Annotated in this window: 19 protein-coding genes and 1 tRNA gene; 2 read left to right on the top strand and 18 right to left on the bottom strand. The window is 63.2% G+C overall.

What is annotated here, in order from left to right; translation table 11 throughout:
- Positions 1-16: 16 nt before the first annotated feature.
- The 5 genes from FPK30_RS01385 to FPK30_RS01365 all read right to left on the bottom strand — a co-directional run bounded on the left by FPK30_RS01385 (position 17) and on the right by FPK30_RS01365 (position 6028).
- Positions 17-1588 (bottom strand): diaminopimelate decarboxylase family protein, encoded by a 1572-nt coding sequence (locus tag FPK30_RS01385; protein ID WP_144084988.1) that lies wholly within the window; start codon positions 1586-1588, stop codon positions 17-19.
- Between the two features lie 27 nt (positions 1589-1615).
- Complete coding sequence (argS, locus tag FPK30_RS01380) at positions 1616-3373, bottom strand: arginine--tRNA ligase (protein WP_144084987.1); 1758 nt, start codon at positions 3371-3373, stop codon at positions 1616-1618.
- A gap of 43 nt (positions 3374-3416) precedes the next feature.
- On the bottom strand, positions 3417-3806 hold the full coding sequence (locus FPK30_RS01375) for a Rid family detoxifying hydrolase (RefSeq protein WP_144084986.1): 390 nt from the start codon (positions 3804-3806) through the stop codon (positions 3417-3419).
- Between the two features lie 103 nt (positions 3807-3909).
- Positions 3910-5664 carry a pyruvate oxidase gene (gene spxB / locus FPK30_RS01370; RefSeq protein ID WP_144084985.1) on the bottom strand — a complete coding sequence of 585 codons (1755 nt, stop codon included), beginning with the start codon at positions 5662-5664 and terminating at the stop codon, positions 3910-3912.
- A 288-nt stretch (positions 5665-5952) separates the two neighbouring features.
- Positions 5953-6028, bottom strand: a tRNA-Arg gene (locus tag FPK30_RS01365).
- Positions 6029-6393: 365 nt separating this feature from the next.
- Here FPK30_RS01365 and FPK30_RS01360 point away from each other — a divergent pair.
- The gene (locus FPK30_RS01360; protein WP_144085207.1) at positions 6394-7023 is read left to right on the top strand and encodes a CYTH domain-containing protein; all 630 of its coding nucleotides are present in this window, start codon (positions 6394-6396) and stop codon (positions 7021-7023) included.
- A 12-nt stretch (positions 7024-7035) separates the two neighbouring features.
- On the opposite strand, the gene FPK30_RS01355 is transcribed toward FPK30_RS01360, so the two are convergent.
- From FPK30_RS01355 to FPK30_RS01345, 3 genes are all read right to left on the bottom strand, one after another.
- On the bottom strand, positions 7036-8001 hold the full coding sequence (locus FPK30_RS01355; protein WP_144084984.1) for a tetratricopeptide repeat protein: 966 nt from the start codon (positions 7999-8001) through the stop codon (positions 7036-7038).
- A 117-nt stretch (positions 8002-8118) separates the two neighbouring features.
- Positions 8119-9144 (bottom strand): DUF8094 domain-containing protein, encoded by a 1026-nt coding sequence (locus FPK30_RS01350; RefSeq protein WP_144085206.1) that lies wholly within the window; start codon positions 9142-9144, stop codon positions 8119-8121.
- Between the two features lie 5 nt (positions 9145-9149).
- On the bottom strand, positions 9150-10226 hold the full coding sequence (locus FPK30_RS01345) for a hypothetical protein (RefSeq protein ID WP_144084983.1): 1077 nt from the start codon (positions 10224-10226) through the stop codon (positions 9150-9152).
- Between the two features lie 82 nt (positions 10227-10308).
- Here FPK30_RS01345 and FPK30_RS01340 point away from each other — a divergent pair, with 82 nt between their 5' ends.
- Positions 10309-11244, top strand: a complete 936-nt coding sequence (locus FPK30_RS01340) for an FKBP-type peptidyl-prolyl cis-trans isomerase (RefSeq protein ID WP_186279315.1) — start codon at positions 10309-10311, stop codon at positions 11242-11244.
- A gap of 92 nt (positions 11245-11336) precedes the next feature.
- Here FPK30_RS01340 and FPK30_RS01335 read toward each other — a convergent pair whose 3' ends face one another.
- The 10 genes from FPK30_RS01335 to atpA all read right to left on the bottom strand — a co-directional run bounded on the left by FPK30_RS01335 (position 11337) and on the right by atpA (position 20653).
- Positions 11337-12248 carry a cysteine ABC transporter substrate-binding protein gene (locus FPK30_RS01335; RefSeq protein WP_144084982.1) on the bottom strand — a complete coding sequence of 304 codons (912 nt, stop codon included), beginning with the start codon at positions 12246-12248 and terminating at the stop codon, positions 11337-11339.
- An 85-nt stretch (positions 12249-12333) separates the two neighbouring features.
- Complete coding sequence (locus FPK30_RS01330; RefSeq protein ID WP_232341842.1) at positions 12334-13188, bottom strand: amino acid ABC transporter ATP-binding protein; 855 nt, start codon at positions 13186-13188, stop codon at positions 12334-12336.
- A 10-nt stretch (positions 13189-13198) separates the two neighbouring features.
- Entirely contained in the window at positions 13199-13873 is a 675-nt protein-coding gene (locus tag FPK30_RS01325) for an amino acid ABC transporter permease (RefSeq protein WP_144084980.1), read from the bottom strand.
- Positions 13860-14513, bottom strand: coding sequence for an amino acid ABC transporter permease (locus FPK30_RS01320; protein ID WP_144084979.1), 654 nt, complete (start codon positions 14511-14513; stop codon positions 13860-13862). Before FPK30_RS01320 ends, FPK30_RS01325 begins: the two co-directional genes overlap by 14 nt.
- A gap of 373 nt (positions 14514-14886) precedes the next feature.
- Positions 14887-15129 (bottom strand): glutaredoxin-like protein NrdH, encoded by a 243-nt coding sequence (nrdH, locus tag FPK30_RS01315; protein ID WP_024626874.1) that lies wholly within the window; start codon positions 15127-15129, stop codon positions 14887-14889.
- Positions 15130-15355: 226 nt separating this feature from the next.
- Positions 15356-16159: an endonuclease NucS gene (gene nucS, locus FPK30_RS01310; protein WP_144084978.1), complete on the bottom strand. Its 804-nt coding sequence runs from the start codon at positions 16157-16159 to the stop codon at positions 15356-15358.
- 89 nt (positions 16160-16248) lie between these two features.
- Complete coding sequence (locus FPK30_RS01305; protein WP_144084977.1) at positions 16249-16545, bottom strand: F0F1 ATP synthase subunit epsilon; 297 nt, start codon at positions 16543-16545, stop codon at positions 16249-16251.
- 2 nt (positions 16546-16547) lie between these two features.
- Positions 16548-18032, bottom strand: a complete 1485-nt coding sequence (gene atpD, locus FPK30_RS01300) for a F0F1 ATP synthase subunit beta (RefSeq protein WP_101432899.1) — start codon at positions 18030-18032, stop codon at positions 16548-16550.
- Between the two features lie 8 nt (positions 18033-18040).
- On the bottom strand, positions 18041-18991 hold the full coding sequence (locus FPK30_RS01295; protein WP_144084976.1) for a F0F1 ATP synthase subunit gamma: 951 nt from the start codon (positions 18989-18991) through the stop codon (positions 18041-18043).
- A 3-nt stretch (positions 18992-18994) separates the two neighbouring features.
- The gene (atpA, locus tag FPK30_RS01290) at positions 18995-20653 is read right to left on the bottom strand and encodes a F0F1 ATP synthase subunit alpha (protein WP_144084975.1); all 1659 of its coding nucleotides are present in this window, start codon (positions 20651-20653) and stop codon (positions 18995-18997) included.
- Positions 20654-20678 lie beyond the last annotated feature (25 nt).

Genomic DNA, 20678 nt, shown 5'->3' with positions numbered 1-20678 from the left:
GCCAAGACGGGGCGCATCATCCCTGATCCAAGGCCAGCAGGTCATCCATGGTCTGCCGCCGCAGCATCAGATGGGCACCGGACTGGTCCAGACCTACCACGGGAGGGATCAGAGCCTGGTTGTAATTGCTGGCCATGGTCCGCCCGTAGGCGCCGGTCACCGGCACCATAAGCAGATCACCCCGGCGAATGTCCGCTGGCAGGGCCACATTTTGCACCAGGATATCCCCCGATTCACAGTGCTTGCCGACCACACGGGCCTGGATACGGTCCCCGCTGCCATCCCGGTTGGCCAGGACAGCCGTGTATTGAGCTTCGTAGAGGGCCGGACGAATGTTGTCGCTCATGCCGCCGTCAACCGAAACGTAGGTGCGCACGCTTCCGTCAGACAGGGGGACGGGCTTGACGGTGCCCACCCGATACAGGCTCATGCCGCAGGGTGCCACGATCCAGCGGCCGGGCTCGAAGGCGATGACCGGCATGGGCATGCCCAGGCGACGGTTGATGGCGACCATGTCAGCCCCCAGGCTGGTCAGGGTCTGGTCCAGGTCCATCCGATCCTCATCCGGGGTGTAGGGCACGGAGAAGCCGCCGCCCAGGTCCACCTCGGGCATCAGGTAGCCGTCGGTGGCCCAGAAGGTGTGCCGCAGCAGCATCATGCGCCGGGCGGCCTCGATGAAGGCCGAAGAGTCATGGATCTGGGAGCCGATATGGGTATGGATGCCCACCAGCTCCAGTTCCTTCTCGTGGGAGCGAATCTCCTTGAGCAGGGCGATAGCCGGTCCGTCAGCCAGGGCGGACATGGCTTTGATCCGGGCGGGATCAGCAGGTTCAGCGGGCCCGTTGGCGGCCGAATACAGGGCTGAAGACGACCGGGAGACCACGGAATCGACAGGAGCCGAGGAGCCGTCATTCCTCGTAGCCGCCAATTCTGCTGCCCCAGCCTGTCCGGAGGATCCAGGCTCAGGCCCAAGGTCCAGCAGGCCCACGTCGGTGCCCTGGGGCAGCAGGGGGATGCCGAACTTCTGATCCTCATGGGCGGTAGAGATGTACTCGTGGCCGCCGGCGTGCACACCCACGGTCACCCGGAGCATGACCTTGGCGCGACGCCCCTGGGCCCTTGCAGCAGCGACGATTCGCGCAGGCTCGTCGGGCGCATCGATGACGATGGCCCGGTAGCCCTCCTTCACAGCCAGATCAATCTCCTGGTCGGACTTGTTGTTGCCATGCAGGACCAGACGACGGCCAGGGGCGCCAGCGGCCCGGGCGATCAGCATCTCGCCCAGGGAGCAGGTGTCGATATCCAGCCCCTGGCGCAGCATGATCCGCACGGTCTCCTTGCTGAGGAAGGCCTTGCCCGCGTAGCTGACCCTGGTGGTCGCACCGCCCAGGTCTCGCAGAGCCGCCTGGCGGAAGGCCGAGGCCCGTTCCGCCATCATCGCGGTGTCCATCAGATACATAGGAGTGCCGTAACGCTTGGCCAGGTCCTCCACAGAGCACCCATGCATGGTCAGCGTGCCCTGACGGTCCCGCTGCAAAGCCTCGGGCCAGAACCCGTCGGGCCCCAGCCCGCACATCCCTGTTTCCATCAACGACCTCCTGGTGACCTTGAGGGCTTACATACGGTCCGGAGCCTGGACGCCCAGCAACCCCAGACCGTTGGCGATGACCTGCTGCACGGCGTCATTGAGCCGCAGACGCGCCGCTGCCCGGGCCGGCTGTGGATTCCTGTCCTCGTCCTGGTCCAGATCCGCCCGGCCGGTCGGCTCCATGGGCACCACGCGCTCCAGGTTGTACCAACGGTGATAGACCCCAGCCAGCTGCTCCAGGTAGTGGGCCACCCGGTGGGGGGCCTTCTGGTCGCCGGCAGTCTGAACCACATTGGGATAGAGTGCCAGGACACCCAGAACCTCGTTATCGGCGGCAGTGTCCAGCAGGGACAGGTCGGCCGCGGACGGGTCGATGCCCGCCTGGGCTGCGTTCCGATCCACATTTTTCGAGCGGGCGTGCGCATACTGCACGTAGTAAACGGGGTTGTCGTTGGTGTGCGAGGCCAGCAGGTCCAGGTCGATGTCCACGCTCTGGTTGTAGTCGGTGCGGGCCAGGGAATACCGGGCGGCATCCACCCCCACGGCATCCACCAGATCGTCGATGGTGACCACGTTGCCTGCCCGCTTGCTCATGCGCACGGCCTGGCCGTCCTTGATGACATTGACCAGCTGGCCGATCAGGATCTGCATGTTCACGCCGGGAGTGTCCCCAAAAGCCGCGCAGATGGCCATCATCCGGCCGATGTAGCCATGATGGTCGGCACCCAGCATGTAGATGGCCTCGTCGCAGGGATCCTTGGCCCTGCGTCGCTTGTTCAGATAGTAGGCGATGTCGGCCGCCACATAGGCTGCGTGCCCGTCGGACTTGATGATCACCCGGTCCTTGTCGTCGCCGTAGGTAGTGGAACGGAACCAGGTAGCCCCGTCCTTCTCGAAGATGTCGCCCTTGGCCCGCAGCTCGTCAATGGCCCGCTCCACCTGACCGGACTCATAGAGGCTGTTTTCATGGAACCAGACATCGAAATTGACCCGGAAATCACGCATGGACTGCTGGATCTCGGCGAACATCATGGGCACGGCCCGGGTGCGGAAGGCCTCGCGCTGGGGACTGTCACCCTCGGCGCCGTCCTGGTCGCGCACCCTGGGCATGGCCAGGATGTCCTGCCCTTCGTCGGCGGCCTCCTTGACCACACGCGAGGCAATCTCGTCAATATATGAGCCCTTGTAGCCGTCGGCAGGCACGGGCTCGCCATGGGCCGCCGCCACCAGGGAACGGGAGAAACGGTCGATCTGCGTGCCGTGATCGTTGAAGTAGTACTCCCTGACCACCTTGGCGCCGTTGGCCTCCAGGACGCGGGCCATGGAGTCGCCCACAGCCGCCCAGCGTGTGCCGCCGATGTGGATTGGACCCGTGGGGTTGGCCGAAACGAATTCCAGATTCAGGGTGCGCCCGCTCAGATGATCGTTGCTTCCGAAAGCAGATCCCGCCTCCAGGACCGCATCGACCACAGCAGCCGCCGAAGCCGAGTCCAAGGTTATGTTGATGAAGCCGGGGCCGGCCACATCCACCTGGGCGATCCCATCGGCCTCCCGCAGCGCCTCAGCCAGGGCCTGCCCCAGTTCGACGGGCCTCATGCCGGCCTTCTTGGCCAGCTGCATGGCAATGTTGGTGGACCAGTCCCCGTGGGAGCGGTCCTTGGGGCGCATGACCGCCAGATGGTCGGCATCAGGAACCATGTCAGGCTCCAGGCTTCCCAGGCGGCCTGACTGGGCCATCTTGACGGCGGTCGAAGAGATGATACGGGCAAGTGCTTCAGGACTCATGCCCTCAAGTCTAGCGACGGCGGCGACCAGCAGCCGTCCTGTCTCAGGCCAGAGCCACGACCTCGATCTCGACCAGGGCCCCCTTGGGGATGTCCGCGCCGCCGAAAGCCACACGGGCCGGCCGCACCGAGCCGATAAAAACCTGGGAGTAGGCCTGGTCCACCAGGGTGAAATCCTCCACCCGCCGCATAAGAACGGTGGCCTTGACCACCTTCTCCATGCCGCTGCCGGCTGCATCCAGGATGTTCTTGACATTCTTCAGGGCCTGGGTGGCCTGGTCAGCCGCCGTGCCCTCCACCAAATCCCCGGTGTCCGGGTCGATGCCCAGCTGTCCGGAGACAAAGACAAAGCCCCCGGCCTTCACAGCCTGACTGTAAGCCCCCAAGGCCTGGGGCGCATATGGCGTGCCGATCTCTTCAGGTCCGTCTTCCATGGATCCGTCCTTTCTTCAGGTCCGCCACACCCATGCCGGGCCGAAGCCCCGGGCGGACACCGTCCACTATAGGAGTGCCCGCCCGGCGCAAGCGGCATCAGTCTCAGCCCTTGCGAGCCTCCTGACCCATCCAGTAGGCCAGGGAGCGCAGATCGCCAGCCTCGTAGGTCTTGACGAATTTCTCGACCTGGTCCGGATCCGAGCAGGTCTCCGGGAACCGCATGTAGCGGGTGTCCAGAGGGCTGGCTCCCGTCAGCTTGACATCGATGACCGAGGACCTGTCGGCCTTGCGAGCCTCGGAGAAGGCGTGGCGGGCATCGGCCACCGTGCGCACAGTGAAGCCCAGAGCGCCCATGCCCTCGCCGACCTTGGCCCAGTCGGTGTCGGGCAGATCCACTCCGCTCAAGGGCTGATGGCTGTCGTCGCGCTGCTCGGCCTCGATGTAGCCCAAGGACTGGTTGGAGAAGACCACGTTGATGACCGGAGCATGGTACTTGAGCTGGGCCAGCACCTCCTCGCCGAGCATGGCGAACCCGCCGTCGCCGCTCAGGGAGTAGACGGTCGATTCCGGATGCTCCAGCTTGGCAGCCAGGGCGGCCGGCACGGCGTAGCCCATGGTGGCATGCTTGCCGGAGACGGTCCAGCGGTTGGTGGGCTTCAGATGCAGCAGACGCAGGAAGTCAATATCCACATTGCCCACGTCGGGGATGACGATGTCATTGTCCTCAAGCTGCTGATCGATGACGTGGTAGACGGGCTCAGGCCGCAGGGGCGTGCGAGTGTCCTCGTTAAAGGAGGCCACCCACTGGTCCCAGTTCTCCTTGCTGCGCAGGCAGGCCCTGTAGAAGACGGACTCCTCCTGGTCCTGGCCGGCGGCGGTTATGGCCTTGAGGGCCTCGCGGGCGTCGGCCTGGATGGCCAGGACCACATTGGCCTGGAAGCGCTTGCCCAGCTTGACCGGGTTCAGGTCGATCTGGATGACCTTGGTGTTGGGGGTGACGAACATGGACCCGAAGGGGTTGTCCGAACCCACCCAGACCGTCAGATCGGAAGTGTAAATGGCCTCGGTGGCGGTCTTGGTGGCCACGCGGCCGGCCGACTGCAGGTAGGCAGGATAGGTGTCCTCCACAATCCCCTTGGCCGGGAAGGTGGAGACCATGGGCATCTTGAAACGCTCGGACATGGCGACCAGCTCATCGCGAGCGCCGGCAGCGCCCTGGCCGAAGTAGAGCAGCGGGGCCTTGGCGGACTGGATGATCTCCACCGCCTTGCTGACCTGGTCGGCCGCAGGCTTCAGAGGCTCCGGCTTGCGGAAGTTGGGCGCAGAAGCCACCGGGCGGTCGTCGATCTCGGCCCAGGCCAGGTCCTTGGGGATGATGACCACGGAGACCCCGTGGCTGGCATAGGCGCGGCGGATGGCCTCGTCCACCAGGGCCGGCAGCCCCTGGGCGTTGGTGGCGGCCCTGGCGAATACGGCCACATCGGTAAAGATAGGCACCTCGTCCATGGCCTGGAAGAAGTCCATGTTCATAAAGGCCTGGGGCACCTCGCCCACCAGGGCCAGCACCGGCACGCCGTCCTCGCGGGCATCATAGAGGCCGTTGAGCAGGTGGACAGCCCCTGGGCCCGACGAGCCGAAGCAGACGCCAATCCGGCCGGTCAGCTTGGCCTCGCCGGCAGCAGCCAAGGCTCCGGCCTCCTCATGACGGACCTGGATGAAGTCGATGCGCTCGCGCTCGTTGTGGATGGCGTTCATCATGGAGTCGAAGGAACCGCCGGGCAGGCCATAGATGCGCGGCACCCCCCACTGCTCCAGGACGTGAAGGACAGCATCCCCTGCATTGATTCGATTGGCCATGTGAACTCCTTTGCTTCACCGGGGAAAGGAGGCTCCGCCACAACGCGGAAGCGTCGGTCCTCCCCGACGTTCGGTCTTACCCTTTCACTATGACACCTGAGAACGAGGACACGAGCGGGCCAAGGGCCATGTTCCTCAAAAGCTTAGTGATTCACCACACATATCGTGACGCATATCGTGCGCTTATTTCGTCCAGTAAATGCTCTGATCATAATCCCGGGCACGATGACAGACGGGAGTCGTATAAAGAAAACCCCCACGCTCTTCCTGGCCGCAGGGATTTCATCTTGGTGGGCTCGAAGGGATTCGAACCCTCGACCTTCTGTTCCGGAGACAGACGCTCTATCCGCTGAGCTACGAACCCGACAGCCACTTTCCAGTGGACAACAGAGACCATACTAGGACACTTTGCGCATTTTCGCACCCATGCGCGTCCTCACGTGTCGGTCCAGCCCCCGCCGTTCTCGGCGTGTTGCCCCAAGATTTCAGGCGTTTCATAGGTATCGTGATGGCATGGCTTCGTGTCACCGCCCCGGTTGCGCCATTGCATCCTCATGCGGTGGCGCGAAGCCGCCAACATTCCCGGATGATCTTCTCTCGGGATGATTCACACTCTAGTTCCTTCACCCGGCCATCACAAGCGACCTTCACATACCTGGACAACTCGGATGCGCTGTGGACAGCGCACAGTGACCGCACCCGGCCTACCGTACCATGGGATGCATGGCCATGAATGAGGATGAGGACGATTTCGAGTTCGAGCGCAGATTCTTCTGCCGGAACCTCCCCCGGGAGCTGCTCGGGGAGAGTCGGCCGACCCTGATTGTGCAGAGCTACTACGTGCATGAGGACAACTTCGCCCTGCGGATTCGCCTTCAGGGGCAGGTGGACCCGATGGTGCCCATGACGGCCCGGACCGATGCCCTCCACACCCTGCTTGAGGAAGGCGACCACTTCGAGGCTGCCTCAATGACGGCCAAAGGCCCCTCCGTCGGCGGCACCCGCTACGAGGCCGAACGGGCCATCGACCCGGGCATCGCCCTGGAGCTGATCCTGCGCGGCGGCATTCCCATCGTCAAGAACCGGTATGGAGTCTGGCTGGACGAGGACTGGTGGAACCTGGATGTCTTTGGGGACGGCAACGCCCCCCTGGTAGTGGCCGAGGTGGAGCGGACCGGGCCGGTGACCGACCTGACCATCCCTGATTTTTGCGCCACGGAGATCACCGATGACCCACGATTCTCCAACGATGGGCTGGCCGACCATCCCTTCGGCGACTGGGCGGCCAACTTTGACCGGGAGCTGAAAGCCAGCGGACCGCGCTTCCTCACCAACTTCGACGAGAACCGGGATTCCTGACCCAGGAGCGGTTCAGTACATCAGTGTGGACAGACGGCGACGGGCCTTGGCCAGCCGAGGATCGGTCGGCTCGGGAATGACGAAGTACTCCAGCAGACGGCGGCGGATGGGATCAGTCTGATCCCGGTGCCCGGCCAGAAAGTCCAGCAGACGATCGAAGGCATCCTGGATCTGGCCGCCGATCATGTCCACATCGGCCACATCCAACTGGGCCTGCAGGTCGTCAGGGGCGTCGGCGGCCGCCTGACGGACCCTGCGGACATCGGCCGTGGCTGAACGGGCCATCAGCAGGCACTTGGCCTGTTCCCGCTTGGCCAGATCGTCGGTCGCGTCAGCCTGGACCAGCTTGTCATAGGCTTCGGCCGCAGCTGCATAGTCGCCCTCCTGGGCCAGCCGGTGGGCCTCTTGATGGGCAGGAGGGATGGCATCAGCCGCTGTCTGGCCATCCTGCTCCTCTTGCCCCTGGTCGTTGGTCTCCTGGTAGGGGGCGCTGCCGGTGATGCCGGCCTTCTGCGCCATTTGAACCACCTGTGGGATGAGCTGATCGGTGATCTGGTTCATCTCCTCATCGGTGGGCATCCCCTGCAGGATTGGCATGGGTCGGCCTGCCAGCAGGGCAAAGAGGGCCGGAGCACCCTGCACCTGAAAGGTCTGGGCGATCTGCGGATTGGACGCGATGTCGATGCGGGAGAGTTGAACGCGCCCCTCCTGGGCATTGACGGCCTGGGCCAGGCGGGTGGCCAGGGGAAAGAGACGGTCGTCTGTGGGCACCCAGAGCAGGATCAGAATGGGGAAGGTGGCTGAGGTCTGAACCATAGCCTGAAAGCTGGCCTCCGTAGTATCGATCACGTAGCCGCCGGCAGCGGGTGCGCCTCCCTGCTGGCCTGGCTGAGCATCGACCTGATGCTTGAGCGCGCCCAGGTCGACCGCTCCTGCCAGCGAGACGCCCGGCTGCCCCTGCCCGTTCTTGTTCGCCATGTCAGTCCTCCTAAACCTCGCGGCCGCCGACTGCAGCTTCGGCTCGCCCTCGATTGCATACTCCTGGAAGCCAATCTAGTCCAAGGGTCGGGCGTTCACCCAGCGCAATCCCGCCCTTCAGACCGCTTCCACCTTGATGGGTTCACGCTCGGCGCCCACGGCCCTGATGGGTTCATGCGAGTCCGCCGAAGGTATGTACAGGGCGATCACGTTGACATAGGTGACCTTCATGGTGCTGGTGGGCTTGCCCTGTCCGAAGAGGGCCTTCTCGGCATCCGAGGCCGGCGAGGACTCGCGGCCCTCACCCGCCTGCCTGGTCCAGACCGAATCGATCCGGGCCACGACCAGATCGCCTCCATCGGAGGAGTGCATGACCCGCAGCTGCCCCTGTGCCGGGGTGAAGGTCTGCGACTGGTTGCCCTTGTTGGCTTCGATCCCCTGCTGGACCACCTGGGTCAGCGTGCCCAGGGAGGTGCGGAAGTCATCCTGGGCGAACTCCTTGGCATACTTGCTGCCCTGGGGATTCTGCAGGAGGTCGGCATAGCGGCGCACGGCCTCCACCGGCGTAGCCTTGAGCCCCTGATCGTCGCCCTGCCCCATCCTGGCGCCGATGGTGGCCACCGGGAACTTGGGCAGCTGGGCTCCCTGGAAGAGCCGGGCCACCCCCCAGAGCTTGTAGTTTTCATGGGCGGACTCCTGGTCCAGCACCAAGAGACGTTTGGACTGCTGATCCTGCGTGGTGGTGGTGATCGAAAAGACCGAGCGCGGCCAGCCAGGATCGCCGGGGATCACCGTCTGAGCGATGGTAGTAGGAATGGTTGTCTTCGGATCCAGCTGCCCGGTGGCCTGGGCAATGGTCAGTTCGCTGGTGCGGATCTCCAGCTGGGGTCCGGTGACCCGCTGGTCCAGCCCGGCCGGATCCTTGGCCTCGTTGGCCTGGTCCAGAACAGCCCCGATGCTCTTGCGTATGCGGGCCTCTTGGGCAGGGGTCAGATTGGGCTCAGGAGCCGTGGTTGCGGTGCTCTGAGGCTCGGTCCGGCGAGCTTGGGGAACCTGCCCCTCGCAGGCAGACAGCCCCGGCAGAAGGACCAGGGATAAGGCCAGTGCCGCTGCAGCCGCCACCCTGTTCATCGGCTTGTTCATACTCATCAGCGCTCCTCCTCCCCTTCGTGGGCAAGCCTGGCCAGGTAGGAGGCCATCTCCTGACTGCTGATGACCCTGGTGGACGACATATCGTCGGCTCCCCGATCGCCGCTGACGGTGCGGCCGTCACCATCTTCCTGTTGGTCGGCGACCATATTCCGATTGCGCGGGTCAATCACCACGGGCGGCCTGGGCGGGGGTCCTGGATCCCCCTGTCGTGCCTGGCCGCGGGCATGACGCCGACGCCGACCCGAGGTCGAGCTACGCCGTTGCCCCAGGCCAGGCAGAATGGCGCTTCCCAGGGCCTGGGCCACGCTGACTTCGGGAGTTTCCTCAGACTCCTGCTCGGGCTCGGTCTGCTTGCGGCGCTTGGCCGGATCCATGGCGAAGACCGTAGCCGAAAGAACGGCCAGCAGGGCCAGCAACCCACCGGCAAAGTAGAAGGGCATGGCAAAGTTAGGCAGCTTGTCCCGCTGCCAGAGCATCTCCAGCCCCAGGGAAGGGGAGCCCTGGGGGACCGCCACCAGCAGGACGGCCTGAGGGTCGTCGGTCTTCAAGGACATCGACACGCTGCTGTCAGAACAGGTGACCTGTTTCCACATATCCGAATCCTGAAAGGCCACGCCCTGATCACGTTTGACGGCCTTGCCGGGGCTGGTGTCACTGCCAACGGACAGGGTCTGCCAATCATCCAGGCCACGCACCCGGGCCACATCATGCCCGGCCGTCCAGCCGGCTGCATCTTTGGCCGTGGTCAGGGCCATGCAGATGGTCGGCTTCTGCGACTTGTGCGCTGTGGACCCGGAGACCCCGGCAGAGGCCGCATCCACACGCATGGTCACCCTGCTGTCCACCAGGGGAAGCACACCTGGATCGGTCACCACATAGGCTGCCTTCGTGCGCCCATGCGCATCCACGTGAGCCGAAGGCTTCCAGACCGTGGCGTTCATGATGCCCAGCACAATGGCCGCCACAGCCAGCAGTCCGAAGATGGGGGTGACGATGCCGCGCATGATCATGCTGTGACGCGAAGGCTTGTCAGGCCGCGTCATCTCATCTTGTTCTTCGGGTACTTGCTCCATATTATCGACATTCTACCGTCGGCTCCCTATGATCTGGTTTCCGGCACTGGGAAATCACCCATAAGCCCTAAACTGGGCTTCTATGACCATCATCGCAAGAAAATCAGGCAGCAAGCGTCTGCTGGGCGCCATGACCGCTCTGGCCCTATGTCTTGGACTGTCAGCCTGCGGCGGGAAATCTGACGGGGGCAGCCGCTCGGGCGACACCATGCAGGGCGTATCAGCCAGCGGCAAACTTGGCAGCAAGCCCGACATCAGCTTCAAGACTCCCTTCAAGGTCGAGAACCAGACCCATCAGGTCATCCAGAAGGGCGATGGCGAGGTCATCCGCGACGGGGATCGCGTATGCACAAGGAGCCTGGCCCTGGATGCAAAAACCGGCAAGGTGATCAACTCGACATGGGACCAGAGCAGCCCGGAGTGCTCCATCGTCATCAGCAAGAAATCCATCCCGGCATACTATGACACCTTCAAGGGCCTCAAGGTCAACTCGACCGTTGCCGTAGGCATCGATGAGTCAGGTTCCGGCAGCAGCAAGGCGACCGAGTCCTATATTATGGCCCTGACCTTCGTCTCCCGGTCCAAAAACCTGACCCGCGCCCAGGGTCAGAAGGTGACCGACCTGCCCAGCGACCTGCCGAAAATCAGTTTGGACGACAAGGGCAAGCCCTCCCTGGACCTCAACGGGTACCAGCCCAAGGGAGGACTGGTCGTCCAGCCCCTGATCAAGGGCAAGGGGGCCAAGGTCGGCCAGCATCAGAGCGTCAGCGCCAACTACACCGGATGGCTGGCCTCCGACGGCAAGCAGTTCGACTCCTCCTGGGATCGGGGGCAGGCCAGCGACTTCAGCCTGGACCAGGTGGTCAAGGGCTGGCAGCAGGGTCTGGCCGGCCAGACGGTGGGCTCTCAGGTTCTTCTGGTAGTTCCGCCTGACCTGGGCTACGGCAGCCAGCAACAGCAAAAGATCCCGGCCAATTCGACCCTGATTTTCGTGGTCGACATCCTGGCCGCCTACTGACCAGCCAATCCTCCAGCTCAGGCAAATAGGGGCCGTACCCATCCAGTCGCATTCGGATGGGTACGGCCCCTGTCACAAGCCAGACGGCCGGTTCAGGCCTTGCCGCCCTCGACTACGATCTCGTCGGGGTTGGCTGCGCTGCCGTAGACCGGTTCCAGGGTCTTGCGGTAGTCCTCATGGAAGAACCGCTCCTGGCCCAGCTTGTCCAGCTCTTTGTTGATGTAGTCCAGCAGGGGCTTGTTCCCCTTGCGCACAGCCGGGGCGATGACCGCCTCATCCCCCAGCTTGGTGATGCCCACCGAGAAGCCCTTGTTGGCCTTGGCCCAGGCCAGCACCTCGGTGTTGTCGGTGCTCATGGCGTCTCCGCGGTGGTCCAGCAGGGCGTTGTAGGCATCTGCGTACTGGTCGTACTTCTGCAGCTTGACCTTAGGATAGTGCTGCTCGAAGTAAGGCTCGGCCGTTGTCCCCTTGGCGATGATCAGAGTCTTGCCCTCCAGCTCCTTCACATCTTTGATCAGCGCCGAATCCGGGGAGACCACGCCCAGGAAAACCTTCATATAGGGCTTGGCGAAGTCCACCTTGCGGGCGCGATCATCGGTAACGGTGAAGTTGGCCAGGGTCACGTCCACCTTATTGCTGGACAGCACATCCACACGGGCGGCCGGATCCACCGAGGTGTACTCGGGCTTGACGCCCAGATCCTTGGCCAGACGCTCGGCAAAAACGATGTCGTAACCCTGGTTCTTGCCATCCTTGTCCACGTAGCCGAAGGGGGCCTTGTCGGTGAAGACGGCCACTCTGAGCTTGCCGGACTTGGTGATCTGCTCCGGGGTTCGTGCAGACCCGGATGCTGCCGAGGAGCCGGAATTGCCCCCCGAGGCGCTTCCGGCATCACTGGGGGTGGCCGCCGAAGGACCGCAGGCTGCCATGGAAGCCATCATCGCGATCGTCGCCCCCGTGGCCAGCGCCGCCCGTATCAATCGGTTCATTACCCTTGCGGTCATGATCCCTCTTTTCCTCTTATCTTTCTTATGGCCGCCCCAGTGGGCGGTTCCGGCGATTGCCGCCGGACGAATATGCGCAGTCCCATCAGGACTTCTGATCCTGGTCCTGTTCCCGCCTGCGCTCATAGGTGAAGGTGGACAGGAAGCGTTGCGCCCGGTCAGTGGCCGGGTGGGTGAAGAAGGCCTCGGGGTCGTCGGACTGCTCGACCAGGACGCCCTCGTCCAAGAGGACGATGTGGTCGGCGATGCCCCTGGCGAAGGCCATCTCGTGGGTGACGATCATCATGGTCAGCCCCTGGTCGGCCAGCTCCAGAATGACCTGGAGGACCTCGCGGACCATCTCCGGGTCCAGAGCCGCGGTCACCTCGTCGAAGAGCATGATCTCGGGATGGAGGATGAGCGCCCGGCAGATGGCCACCCGTTGCCGCTGGCCGCCCGAGAGCTGGCTGGGCCAGGCATCCCGGCGGTCGGCCAGACCGACCCGATCCAGCAGCTCCAGAGCCTCCTGCCGCGCCTGGTCCCGCTTGCGCTTCTGCACCAGGACGGGCGCCAGAGTCACGTTGTCCAACACGGTCCTGTTGGGGAAGAGGTCGTAGCTCTGGAAGACCATGCCGATCCTGGTGCGCAGGTCGGAGCTGCGGCTGCCTGACATCAGGCCGCCAGGACCTCCGCCGTGCTTGCCCAGAGGACGACCGGTCTCCACCACCTGGCCATCCAGAAGAATCCGGCCACCCTGTATGGGCTCCAGTCCGGCTATGGTCCGCAGCAGGGTGGATTTGCCTGAACCCGAGGGGCCCAGGACCACAAAGACCTTGCCCTTGGGCACCTGGAAGGAGATGTCATTGAGCACAGGGCTTTGCGCCTGCGGATACTGCTTGACCAGGTGCTCGACGGTCAGCACCGCCCGCTCCTCCTGCTCGTCCTGTGGCTGGTTCGCCATCGTTTGCCCCTCAGTCATGGGCCCACCTCTTTTCCAGATGCCGGGCCACCAAGGACAGGGGCCAGCAGATGAAGAAATACATGAAGAAAATCACCCCGTAGATCCAAAGGGTCGCCTGAGGATAGGCGAAACGGTTGGCATCAATGATCTGCTGGCCGACCTTGATGACCTCGATGACACCCAGCAGGGCTGCCAGGGAGGTGGTCTTGACGATCCTGGTGGCCAGGTTGACGCTGGCCGGCAACAGTCGGCGCAGGGCCTGTGGAAGGATGATCCTGGAGAAGGTCTGCCAGGAGCTCAGTCCCAGCACGTAGGCCGACTCCACCTGGGTGCGGGGGATGGACTCCAGGGCCCCGCGGACCAGGTCACCCAGCTCGGCCCCGCCCCAGAGCACAAAGACCAGCAGGCAGGCGCCGGTGGCATCCAGATTCAGGTTCCATGCCCTGGACAGCCCGTAGAAGGCGATGAAGAGCAGGGCCAGCTGGGGCATGATGCGGATGAAGTCCAGATAGACCCTCATCAGGAACCGAATCAGACGGTTGCGCAGGGTCATCAGCCATCCGACCACCAAGCCCAAGGGCAGGGAGAGCAGAACCGAGACGCCGGCTATCCAGACGGTCACCCAGAGCCCCTGGAAGAGCCTGGGCATGACCCCTGGCTGGAAGAGCACCTCAACGCCGTGCATAGTCGAACCTCCGCTCAAGAATGGTTCCGATGACGGAGATGGGCAGCAGGATGACCAGGTAGGTGACGATGAGCAGGGTCAGCGACTCGTAGGTGTCGTATGAGGTGCCCATCAGATCCTTGGTGACATACATGACATCGGCCAGAGCGATGGCCGAGACCACTGAGGACTCCTTGATCAGGAAGATGATGTTGGCTACCACGCCCGGTATGGCGCTGCTCAGGGCTTGGGGCAGCACGATCCTCGACAGGGTCTGCCCACGCGTGAATCCCAGGACGCGGGCCGACTCGATCTGCACCTGGGGCACCGCCTCCAGTCCGCCGCGCATGGCCTCGGCCATGTAGGAGCCGCCCAGGAAGGCCAGCCCGACGATGGCGCAGGTCTGGGCGCTCCAGTTGACACCAAGCTTGGGCAACCCGAAATAGAGGAAGTAGAGCTGAACCAGGAGCGGGGTGTTTCTTGACAGCTCGATGTATACCCTGGCCACCTGCGAGAGCAGGGGGATCCTGAAGGCCTCCAACCCGGCGCAGACCACCCCGATCAGCATGGAAAACACCACGCCAAAGAAGGAAATGAAGACCGTCACATAGGCCGCATTGACGAAGAAGTGCAGATTCTGCGCCATGAAAGTCCAATTCATGCCCTCACCTCCCTACTTGCTCTGGTCCTGTTCATCGTCTCCTCTTCACTGCTTCTCACCCGCTTCACGCCGACTGCGGCATTCAGTCGACAATCCTAGAGAACGCGAGCCGCTTTTCTTTGTTTTTCGATATACGAATGCTGGATACCGCGTTATCATCCGCTCTCACAGCAACACGGACAGCGATCCACCATGATGCTGAAGCCATCCAGCAACCGGACAGTGCGGGCGAGATGGCCCTAGCCGACCAAACTGACCGACACCTGCAGATCCTGCCTACCTGGCATCTGTGTTTTTGATCATCCCTACTGCTCACCAAGCTAACAAAAAAGCCCGATCCACATATCCGTGAACCGGGCTCCGAGTGCTGTGATCAGGCAAAGACCTTGGCGCTCTGTGCTGCCTTCCTGATCAGATCGGGGCGATACCCGCTCCACGTCTCCTGGTCAGTGACTACGATGGGGGTCTGCTTGAATCCCTGGGCGATGAACTGGTCGATCAAGGTCTGATCCTCGGTCAAATCCACCTGCTCGAATTCCAGCCCTTGCTTGGTCAACTGACGCTTGGTGGCATCACACTGGGGACAGTGCGCCTTGGTGTAGACCGTGATGGACATGATCGCCTCTCCCTTACATGTTGCCGTGATGCTCCAAGCTCTATAGCTCTCTGCTTGGAACCTAATGATTGCACTCTACACACTCCAAGGCTCAAGCACAATACCACCTGTAGTGGCGTGTCAGGCCAAAAACCCCAATATCTAGTAGCTTTTCAGGTCTTGTAGGCTCTGGTGGAAATATATGTGAGCTGCCTGACATGCCGAATGCGCAGGACTGAAAAATGCCTTAGAAGAGGGTCAGTTCATCGCTGTCGGCGCCCTTCATGGCCTCGTAGTCCAGAATCAGGCACTCGAATCCCCTGTCCTCGGCAAGGACCCTGGCCTGGGGGGTGATGGTCTGGGCCGCAAAGATCCCGCGGACAGGAGCCAGCAGGGGGTCGCGGTTGAGCAGGCGGCAGTAGCGGGTCAGCTGTTCCACCCCGTCAATGCCGCCATGCCGCTTGATCTCGATGGCTACATGCCGTCCCTGGCCGTCGACGGCCATGATGTCCACTGGGCCGATGGGCGTCGGATACTCCCGGCGCACCAAGGTGGCCCCCGGGCCGATGCGGTCGATCTGTTCAGCCAGATAACGCTGCAGATGTGCTTCCACGCCGTCCTTGACCAATCCCGGATCCGTCCCCAGGTCGTAGCTGTCGTCGGCATAGACCTGGTAGAGCCTGATGGTGAGCACATCGCTGGATTTCACGGCTGAAACACGCAGAACCTTATGGACGGGCCGAGTCTGGTCCTGATCTTGCTCCTGAGCGATCAGAGCATCGGGCGCGGCAGCTTCGGCTACCTCGTCCAGCCCGGTTTCAGCCACGGAATCAGCTTTGACGCCCGCACTGTCCTTGCCCGTCTCCTCGGGTTCGATCTCCCTGATGGTGCAGGGGGCGCACATCCAGTTCAGGGGCTTGTAGGAGCCTAGCTCCGAAAAGATCAGACAGCTCATGTCGGCCTTGATCAGCAGGACACGCCTGGCCGGCGGCAGGCTGGCGTTGAGACGCCCGGAGTATTCGGCTGAGCAGTCGGCAACAATGATTCGCACAGATGCCAATATATCAGTCGCTGTCCCGGGCGAGAAAGAAAAAAGCCCGGCCGATGCAAGAGCACCAGCCGGGCGGAAGAGGAAGGGAGTCAGGACTGCTGTCCCTGACCAGCGTCCTCCAGGTAGTGATCCACGGCCACAGTCAGCTTGTTGCTGTCGAAGGAGGCGAATCCGCTGTCCACATGGAAGGACTGACGACCGCCATCGGTGGCCTGAACCCGGATGTTGCCCTCCTGCAGCAGGGCCAGCACCGGCTCGTGGTCGGGCATGATGCCCATGGACCCCTGGGTGCCAGGCACGGTGACCGACCGCGCCTGACCCGACCAGATGGGCCTGTCCGCCGATACGATGTTGACCTGCATGGAGGCCTTGCCCGTGTCCGCCATGACTACCGGTATTCCTTCTGCATATCGTGCCACTTGTGCTCAAGGTCGTCGATGCCGCCGATGCCGGAGAAGGCCTGCTCGGGCACGTCGTCATAGGCGCCGTCGCAGATGCGGGTGAAGGCCTCAATGGTCTCGTCCGCAGGCACGTAGGAACCCTTGCGACCGGTGAATTTCTCGGCCACGTAGAAGTTCTGGCCCAGGAACTGCTCGATCTTGCGGGCACGGTTGACGGTGGTCTTGTCCTCCTCGCCCAGCTCGTCGATGCCGATCAGGGCGATGATGTCCTGGAGCTCCTTGTTCCTCTGCAGGATGGCCTTGACCCGGTTGGCGCAGTCGTAGTGGGCCTGCCCCACGTAGCGCGGATCCAGAATCCTGGAGGTGGATGCCAGCGGGTCCACAGCCGGATAGATGCCCTGGGAGGCGATGTCACGGCTGAGCTCGGTGGTGGCGTCCAGGTGAGCGAAAGTGGTGGCCGGGGCCGGGTCGGTGTAGTCGTCGGCCGGCACGTAGATGGCCTGCAGGGAGGTGATGGAGTGACCCCTGGTGGAGGTGATCCTCTCCTGCAGGGCGCCCATCTCGTCGGCCAGGTTGGGCTGGTAGCCCACAGCCGAAGGCATGCGGCCCAGCAGGGTGGAGACCTCGGAGCCGGCCTGGGTGAACCGGAAGATGTTGTCGATGAAGAGCAGCACATCCTGATTCTCCACGTCGCGGAAGTACTCCGACATGGTCAGGGCGGTCAGAGGCACGCGCAGACGGGTCCCCGGGGGCTCGTCCATCTGGCCGAAGACCAGTGCGGTCTTCTCCAGGACGCCAGCATCGTCCATCTCGCCGATCAGATCGTTGCCCTCACGGGTACGCTCGCCCACGCCAGCAAAGACGGAGACGCCGCCGTGGTTCTGAGCCACGCGCTGGATCATCTCCTGGATGAGCACGGTCTTGCCCACGCCTGCGCCGCCGAACAGGCCGATCTTGCCGCCTTCCACGTAGGGGGTCAGCAGGTCGATGACCTTGATGCCGGTTTCGAACATCTGGGTCTTGGACTCCAGCTGATCGAAAGCAGGCGGGTTGCGATGGATGGGCCACCGCTCGGTGACCTTGATCTGCTCACCCTCCTTCTTGTTGAGGATGTTGCCGGCCACGTCGAAGACGTGTCCCTTGGTCACGTCGCCCACGGGCACCATGATGGGCCCGCCCGTATCGGTGACGGTAGCACCGCGGACCAGGCCGTCGGTGGGCTTCAGGGCCACGGTGCGGACCGTGGAATCGCCCAGGTGCTGCTCCACCTCCAGCATGATGGTGGTCAACGACTCGCCCTCGGTGTTCGAGGACTGGCTCAGGTCCACGGTCAGGGCATTGTAGATGTCCGGCAGATGGCCTGCCGGGAACTCCACATCGATGACCGAACCCTGGACTCGGGTGACACGCCCCTTGGAGGCCGAATCCGGCTTGCGGCTCGCTGTGGTCGGCTGTTCTTGCTGTGCAACCATTGGCGTTCCTACTCTTCCTCTTTGTTGAGCGCATCGGCGCTGCCGACGATCTCGGTAAGTTCCTGCGTGATGGCCGCCTGACGGCTGGCGTTGAGCTGGCGGGTCAGGTCGTCGATCAGTCCCTTGGCGTTGTCAGTGGCGGTGTGCATGGCGTTCTGCCTGCTGGCGGTCTCCGAGGCGGCCGAGGTGAGCAGGCATTCATGGATGCGCGACTGAATGTACTTGGGCAGAACGGCATCCAAGACCTCCTGAGAGCTGGGCTCAAAGTCGTAGAGAGCCGCATAGCGGTCGCTCTGGCGCCCATGCCCGTCGTCCGGCACGGGGGCATCGATGGCCTCCTCAGGCTGCTCCTGGTCAGGCCTGATCAGCTCCAGGGGCAGCATGCGCAGCACTCGAACCTTCTGCACCACCATGTTGATGAATTCGGTGAAGACGATGTAGAGCTCGGAGACGCCCCCCTTGGCCGCTGGAGTCATATAGGTATCCAGCAGTGCCTGGGAGATCTCCCTGGCTACATCCACACCGGGCCGATCGCTGTGACCCTCCCAGGTCTTGACGATGCTGCGGTTGCGGTAACGATAGTAGGAGACACCGCGGCGACCGTAGACGAAGAGCTGAGGCTGTCGGCCCTGCTCGTCCAGGCGGGCCAGCAGAGACTCCGTCTCGCGGATGACCGAGGAGGTATAGGCCCCGGCCATGCCGCGGTCGGCCGTCAGCGCCAGCACAGCCACGCGTGGGTTCTTCTCGTCCTTCCTGACAATGGGGTGGCGGATATCATCCGTGTGGGCCACCAGTGCCTGGACTGCATCGAAGATCGCATCGGAGTAAGGCTTCGCTTCCAGGGCCACGGTCCTGGCCTTGGCGATATGCGAGGAGGCTATCATCTCCTGGGCATTGAAGATCTTCTCCAACGCCGAGGTGGAGGCGATCCTTGACTTGAATGCGAGTTGTGAGGCCATGGTCTACCGCTTCCCGGCCTTGCTGCCGCTCTTGCCGTCGGCCACCAGCTTCTCCTGCTGGACGGCCACTGGCTGCTCCTGCTCCTGGTCGGCCTTGTGACCGTCCAGGGTCTGGCCCTTGTGGGTCACGAAGGTCTTGGCGAACTCGTCCACGGCCTGGTCAAGAGCCTTTTCGGTATCGTCGGTAAAGTCCTCCGTATCGCGGATGGTCTTGAGGATGTCCGTGTTGTGGTCCAGGTAGTCCAGAAGGCCGGACTCGAAGGGCAGCACGTCCTCCAGATCCAGATCATCCAGTTTGCCATGGGTGCCCACCCAGACGGAAACGACCTGCTTCTCCATGGCGTAAGGCGTGAACTGGGGCTGCTTGAGCAGCTCGGTCAGCCTGGCGCCACGGGTCAGCTGGGCCTTGGAGGCCGCATCCAGATCCGAGGCGAACATGGCGAAGGACTGCAGAGAACGATACTGGGCCAAGGAGATCTTCAGGGTCGAGGAGACCTTCTTCAGAGCCTTGGTCTGTGCGGCGCCGCCCACGCGGGAGACGGAGATGCCCACGTCCACGGCGGGACGCTGGTTGGCATTGAACAGATCGGACTGCAGGAATATCTGGCCGTCGGTGATGGAGATCACGTTGGTCGGAATGTAGGCCGAAACATCGTTGGCCTTGGTCTCGATGATGGGCAGACCGGTCATGGATCCGCCGCCCAGATCATCGGAGAGCTTTGCGCAGCGCTCCAGCAGACGCGAATGCAGGTAGAAGACGTCGCCAGGATAGGCCTCGCGCCCCGGCGGACGACGCAGCAGCAGGGAGATGGACCGGTAGGCCTCGGCCTGCTTGCTCAGGTCGTCGAAGACGATCAGGACGTGCTTGCCGCCGTACATCCAGTGCTGGCCGATGGCCGAACCGGTGTAGGGGGCTATGTACTTGAAGCCTGCGGAATCAGAAGCCGGGGAGGCCACAATGGTGGTGTACTCCATGGCGCCGGCCTCTTCCAGAGAGGAACGAACCGAGGCGATGGTGGTGCCCTTCTGGCCGATGGCCACGTAGATGCACCGCACCTGCTTCTTAGGGTCTCCGGACTCCCAGTTGCGCTTCTGGTTGATGATGGTGTCGATGGCGATGGCCGTCTTGCCGGTCTGCCGGTCGCCGATGATCAGCTGACGCTGACCGCGGCCGATGGGAGTCATGGCGTCGATGGCCTTGATGCCAGTGGCCAGGGGCTCGTCGACGGGATGCCGGTGCATGACATCGGGAGCCTGCGCCTCCAGGATTCTGCGGCCCTCGCTCTTGATTTCACCCAAACCGTCAATGGGCTCGCCCAGAGGGTTGACTGTACGCCCCAGATAACCGTCGCCGACGGGCACCGAAAGCACCTCGCCGGTCCTGTGGACTTCCTGGCCCTCTTCGACACCTGCGAAGTCGCCCAGGATGACCACGCCGATCTCTCGGGCGTCCAGGTTGAAAGCCAGACCCAGCGTGCCGTCCTCGAAGGTCAGCAGCTCGTTGGCCATGCAACCAGGCAGTCCCTCCACATGCGCAATGCCGTCACCGGCCGTGCGGACATAGCCCACCTCCTGGGTGGGGGTGTCCGTCGGCTTGTAGGACTCGACGAACTGGTCGAGCGCCTTGCGCACCACGGCGGGATCAATGGTCATTTCTGCCATGATCACTCCTTATTTCTGTTCTTGT

The organism is Bifidobacterium apousia, from assembly GCF_007559275.1.
GTDB lineage: Bacteria > Actinomycetota > Actinomycetes > Actinomycetales > Bifidobacteriaceae > Bombiscardovia > Bombiscardovia apousia.
Note: the sequence above shows the minus strand (reverse complement) of the source record. Positions and strands in the feature narration are given on the sequence as shown.

Excerpts from the sequence above, each read along its gene's own strand:
- FPK30_RS01385 (WP_144084988.1), bottom strand. The coding sequence starts at position 1,588 with ATGGAAACAGGGATGTGCGGGCTGGGGCCCGACGGGTTCTGGCCCGAG.
- FPK30_RS01330 (WP_232341842.1), bottom strand. The coding sequence starts at position 13,188 with ATGGCGAACCAGCCACAGGACGAGCAGGAGGAGCGGGCGGTGCTGACC.
- atpA (WP_144084975.1), bottom strand. The coding sequence starts at position 20,653 with ATGGCAGAAATGACCATTGATCCCGCCGTGGTGCGCAAGGCGCTCGAC.
- FPK30_RS01340 (WP_186279315.1), top strand. The coding sequence starts at position 10,309 with ATGACCATCATCGCAAGAAAATCAGGCAGCAAGCGTCTGCTGGGCGCC.
- FPK30_RS01345 (WP_144084983.1), bottom strand. The coding sequence starts at position 10,226 with ATGGAGCAAGTACCCGAAGAACAAGATGAGATGACGCGGCCTGACAAG.
- atpD (WP_101432899.1), bottom strand. The coding sequence starts at position 18,032 with ATGGTTGCACAGCAAGAACAGCCGACCACAGCGAGCCGCAAGCCGGAT.
- spxB (WP_144084985.1), bottom strand. The coding sequence starts at position 5,664 with ATGGCCAATCGAATCAATGCAGGGGATGCTGTCCTTCACGTCCTGGAG.
- FPK30_RS01350 (WP_144085206.1), bottom strand. The coding sequence starts at position 9,144 with ATGAACAAGCCGATGAACAGGGTGGCGGCTGCAGCGGCACTGGCCTTA.
- FPK30_RS01375 (WP_144084986.1), bottom strand. The coding sequence starts at position 3,806 with ATGGAAGACGGACCTGAAGAGATCGGCACGCCATATGCGCCCCAGGCC.
- FPK30_RS01305 (WP_144084977.1), bottom strand. The coding sequence starts at position 16,545 with ATGGCGGACACGGGCAAGGCCTCCATGCAGGTCAACATCGTATCGGCG.
- nrdH (WP_024626874.1), bottom strand. The coding sequence starts at position 15,129 with ATGTCCATCACGGTCTACACCAAGGCGCACTGTCCCCAGTGTGATGCC.
- FPK30_RS01320 (WP_144084979.1), bottom strand. The coding sequence starts at position 14,513 with ATGAATTGGACTTTCATGGCGCAGAATCTGCACTTCTTCGTCAATGCG.
- FPK30_RS01355 (WP_144084984.1), bottom strand. The coding sequence starts at position 8,001 with ATGGCGAACAAGAACGGGCAGGGGCAGCCGGGCGTCTCGCTGGCAGGA.
- FPK30_RS01295 (WP_144084976.1), bottom strand. The coding sequence starts at position 18,991 with ATGGCCTCACAACTCGCATTCAAGTCAAGGATCGCCTCCACCTCGGCG.
- FPK30_RS01360 (WP_144085207.1), top strand. The coding sequence starts at position 6,394 with ATGAATGAGGATGAGGACGATTTCGAGTTCGAGCGCAGATTCTTCTGC.
- FPK30_RS01335 (WP_144084982.1), bottom strand. The coding sequence starts at position 12,248 with ATGACCGCAAGGGTAATGAACCGATTGATACGGGCGGCGCTGGCCACG.
- FPK30_RS01325 (WP_144084980.1), bottom strand. The coding sequence starts at position 13,873 with ATGCACGGCGTTGAGGTGCTCTTCCAGCCAGGGGTCATGCCCAGGCTC.
- argS (WP_144084987.1), bottom strand. The coding sequence starts at position 3,373 with ATGAGTCCTGAAGCACTTGCCCGTATCATCTCTTCGACCGCCGTCAAG.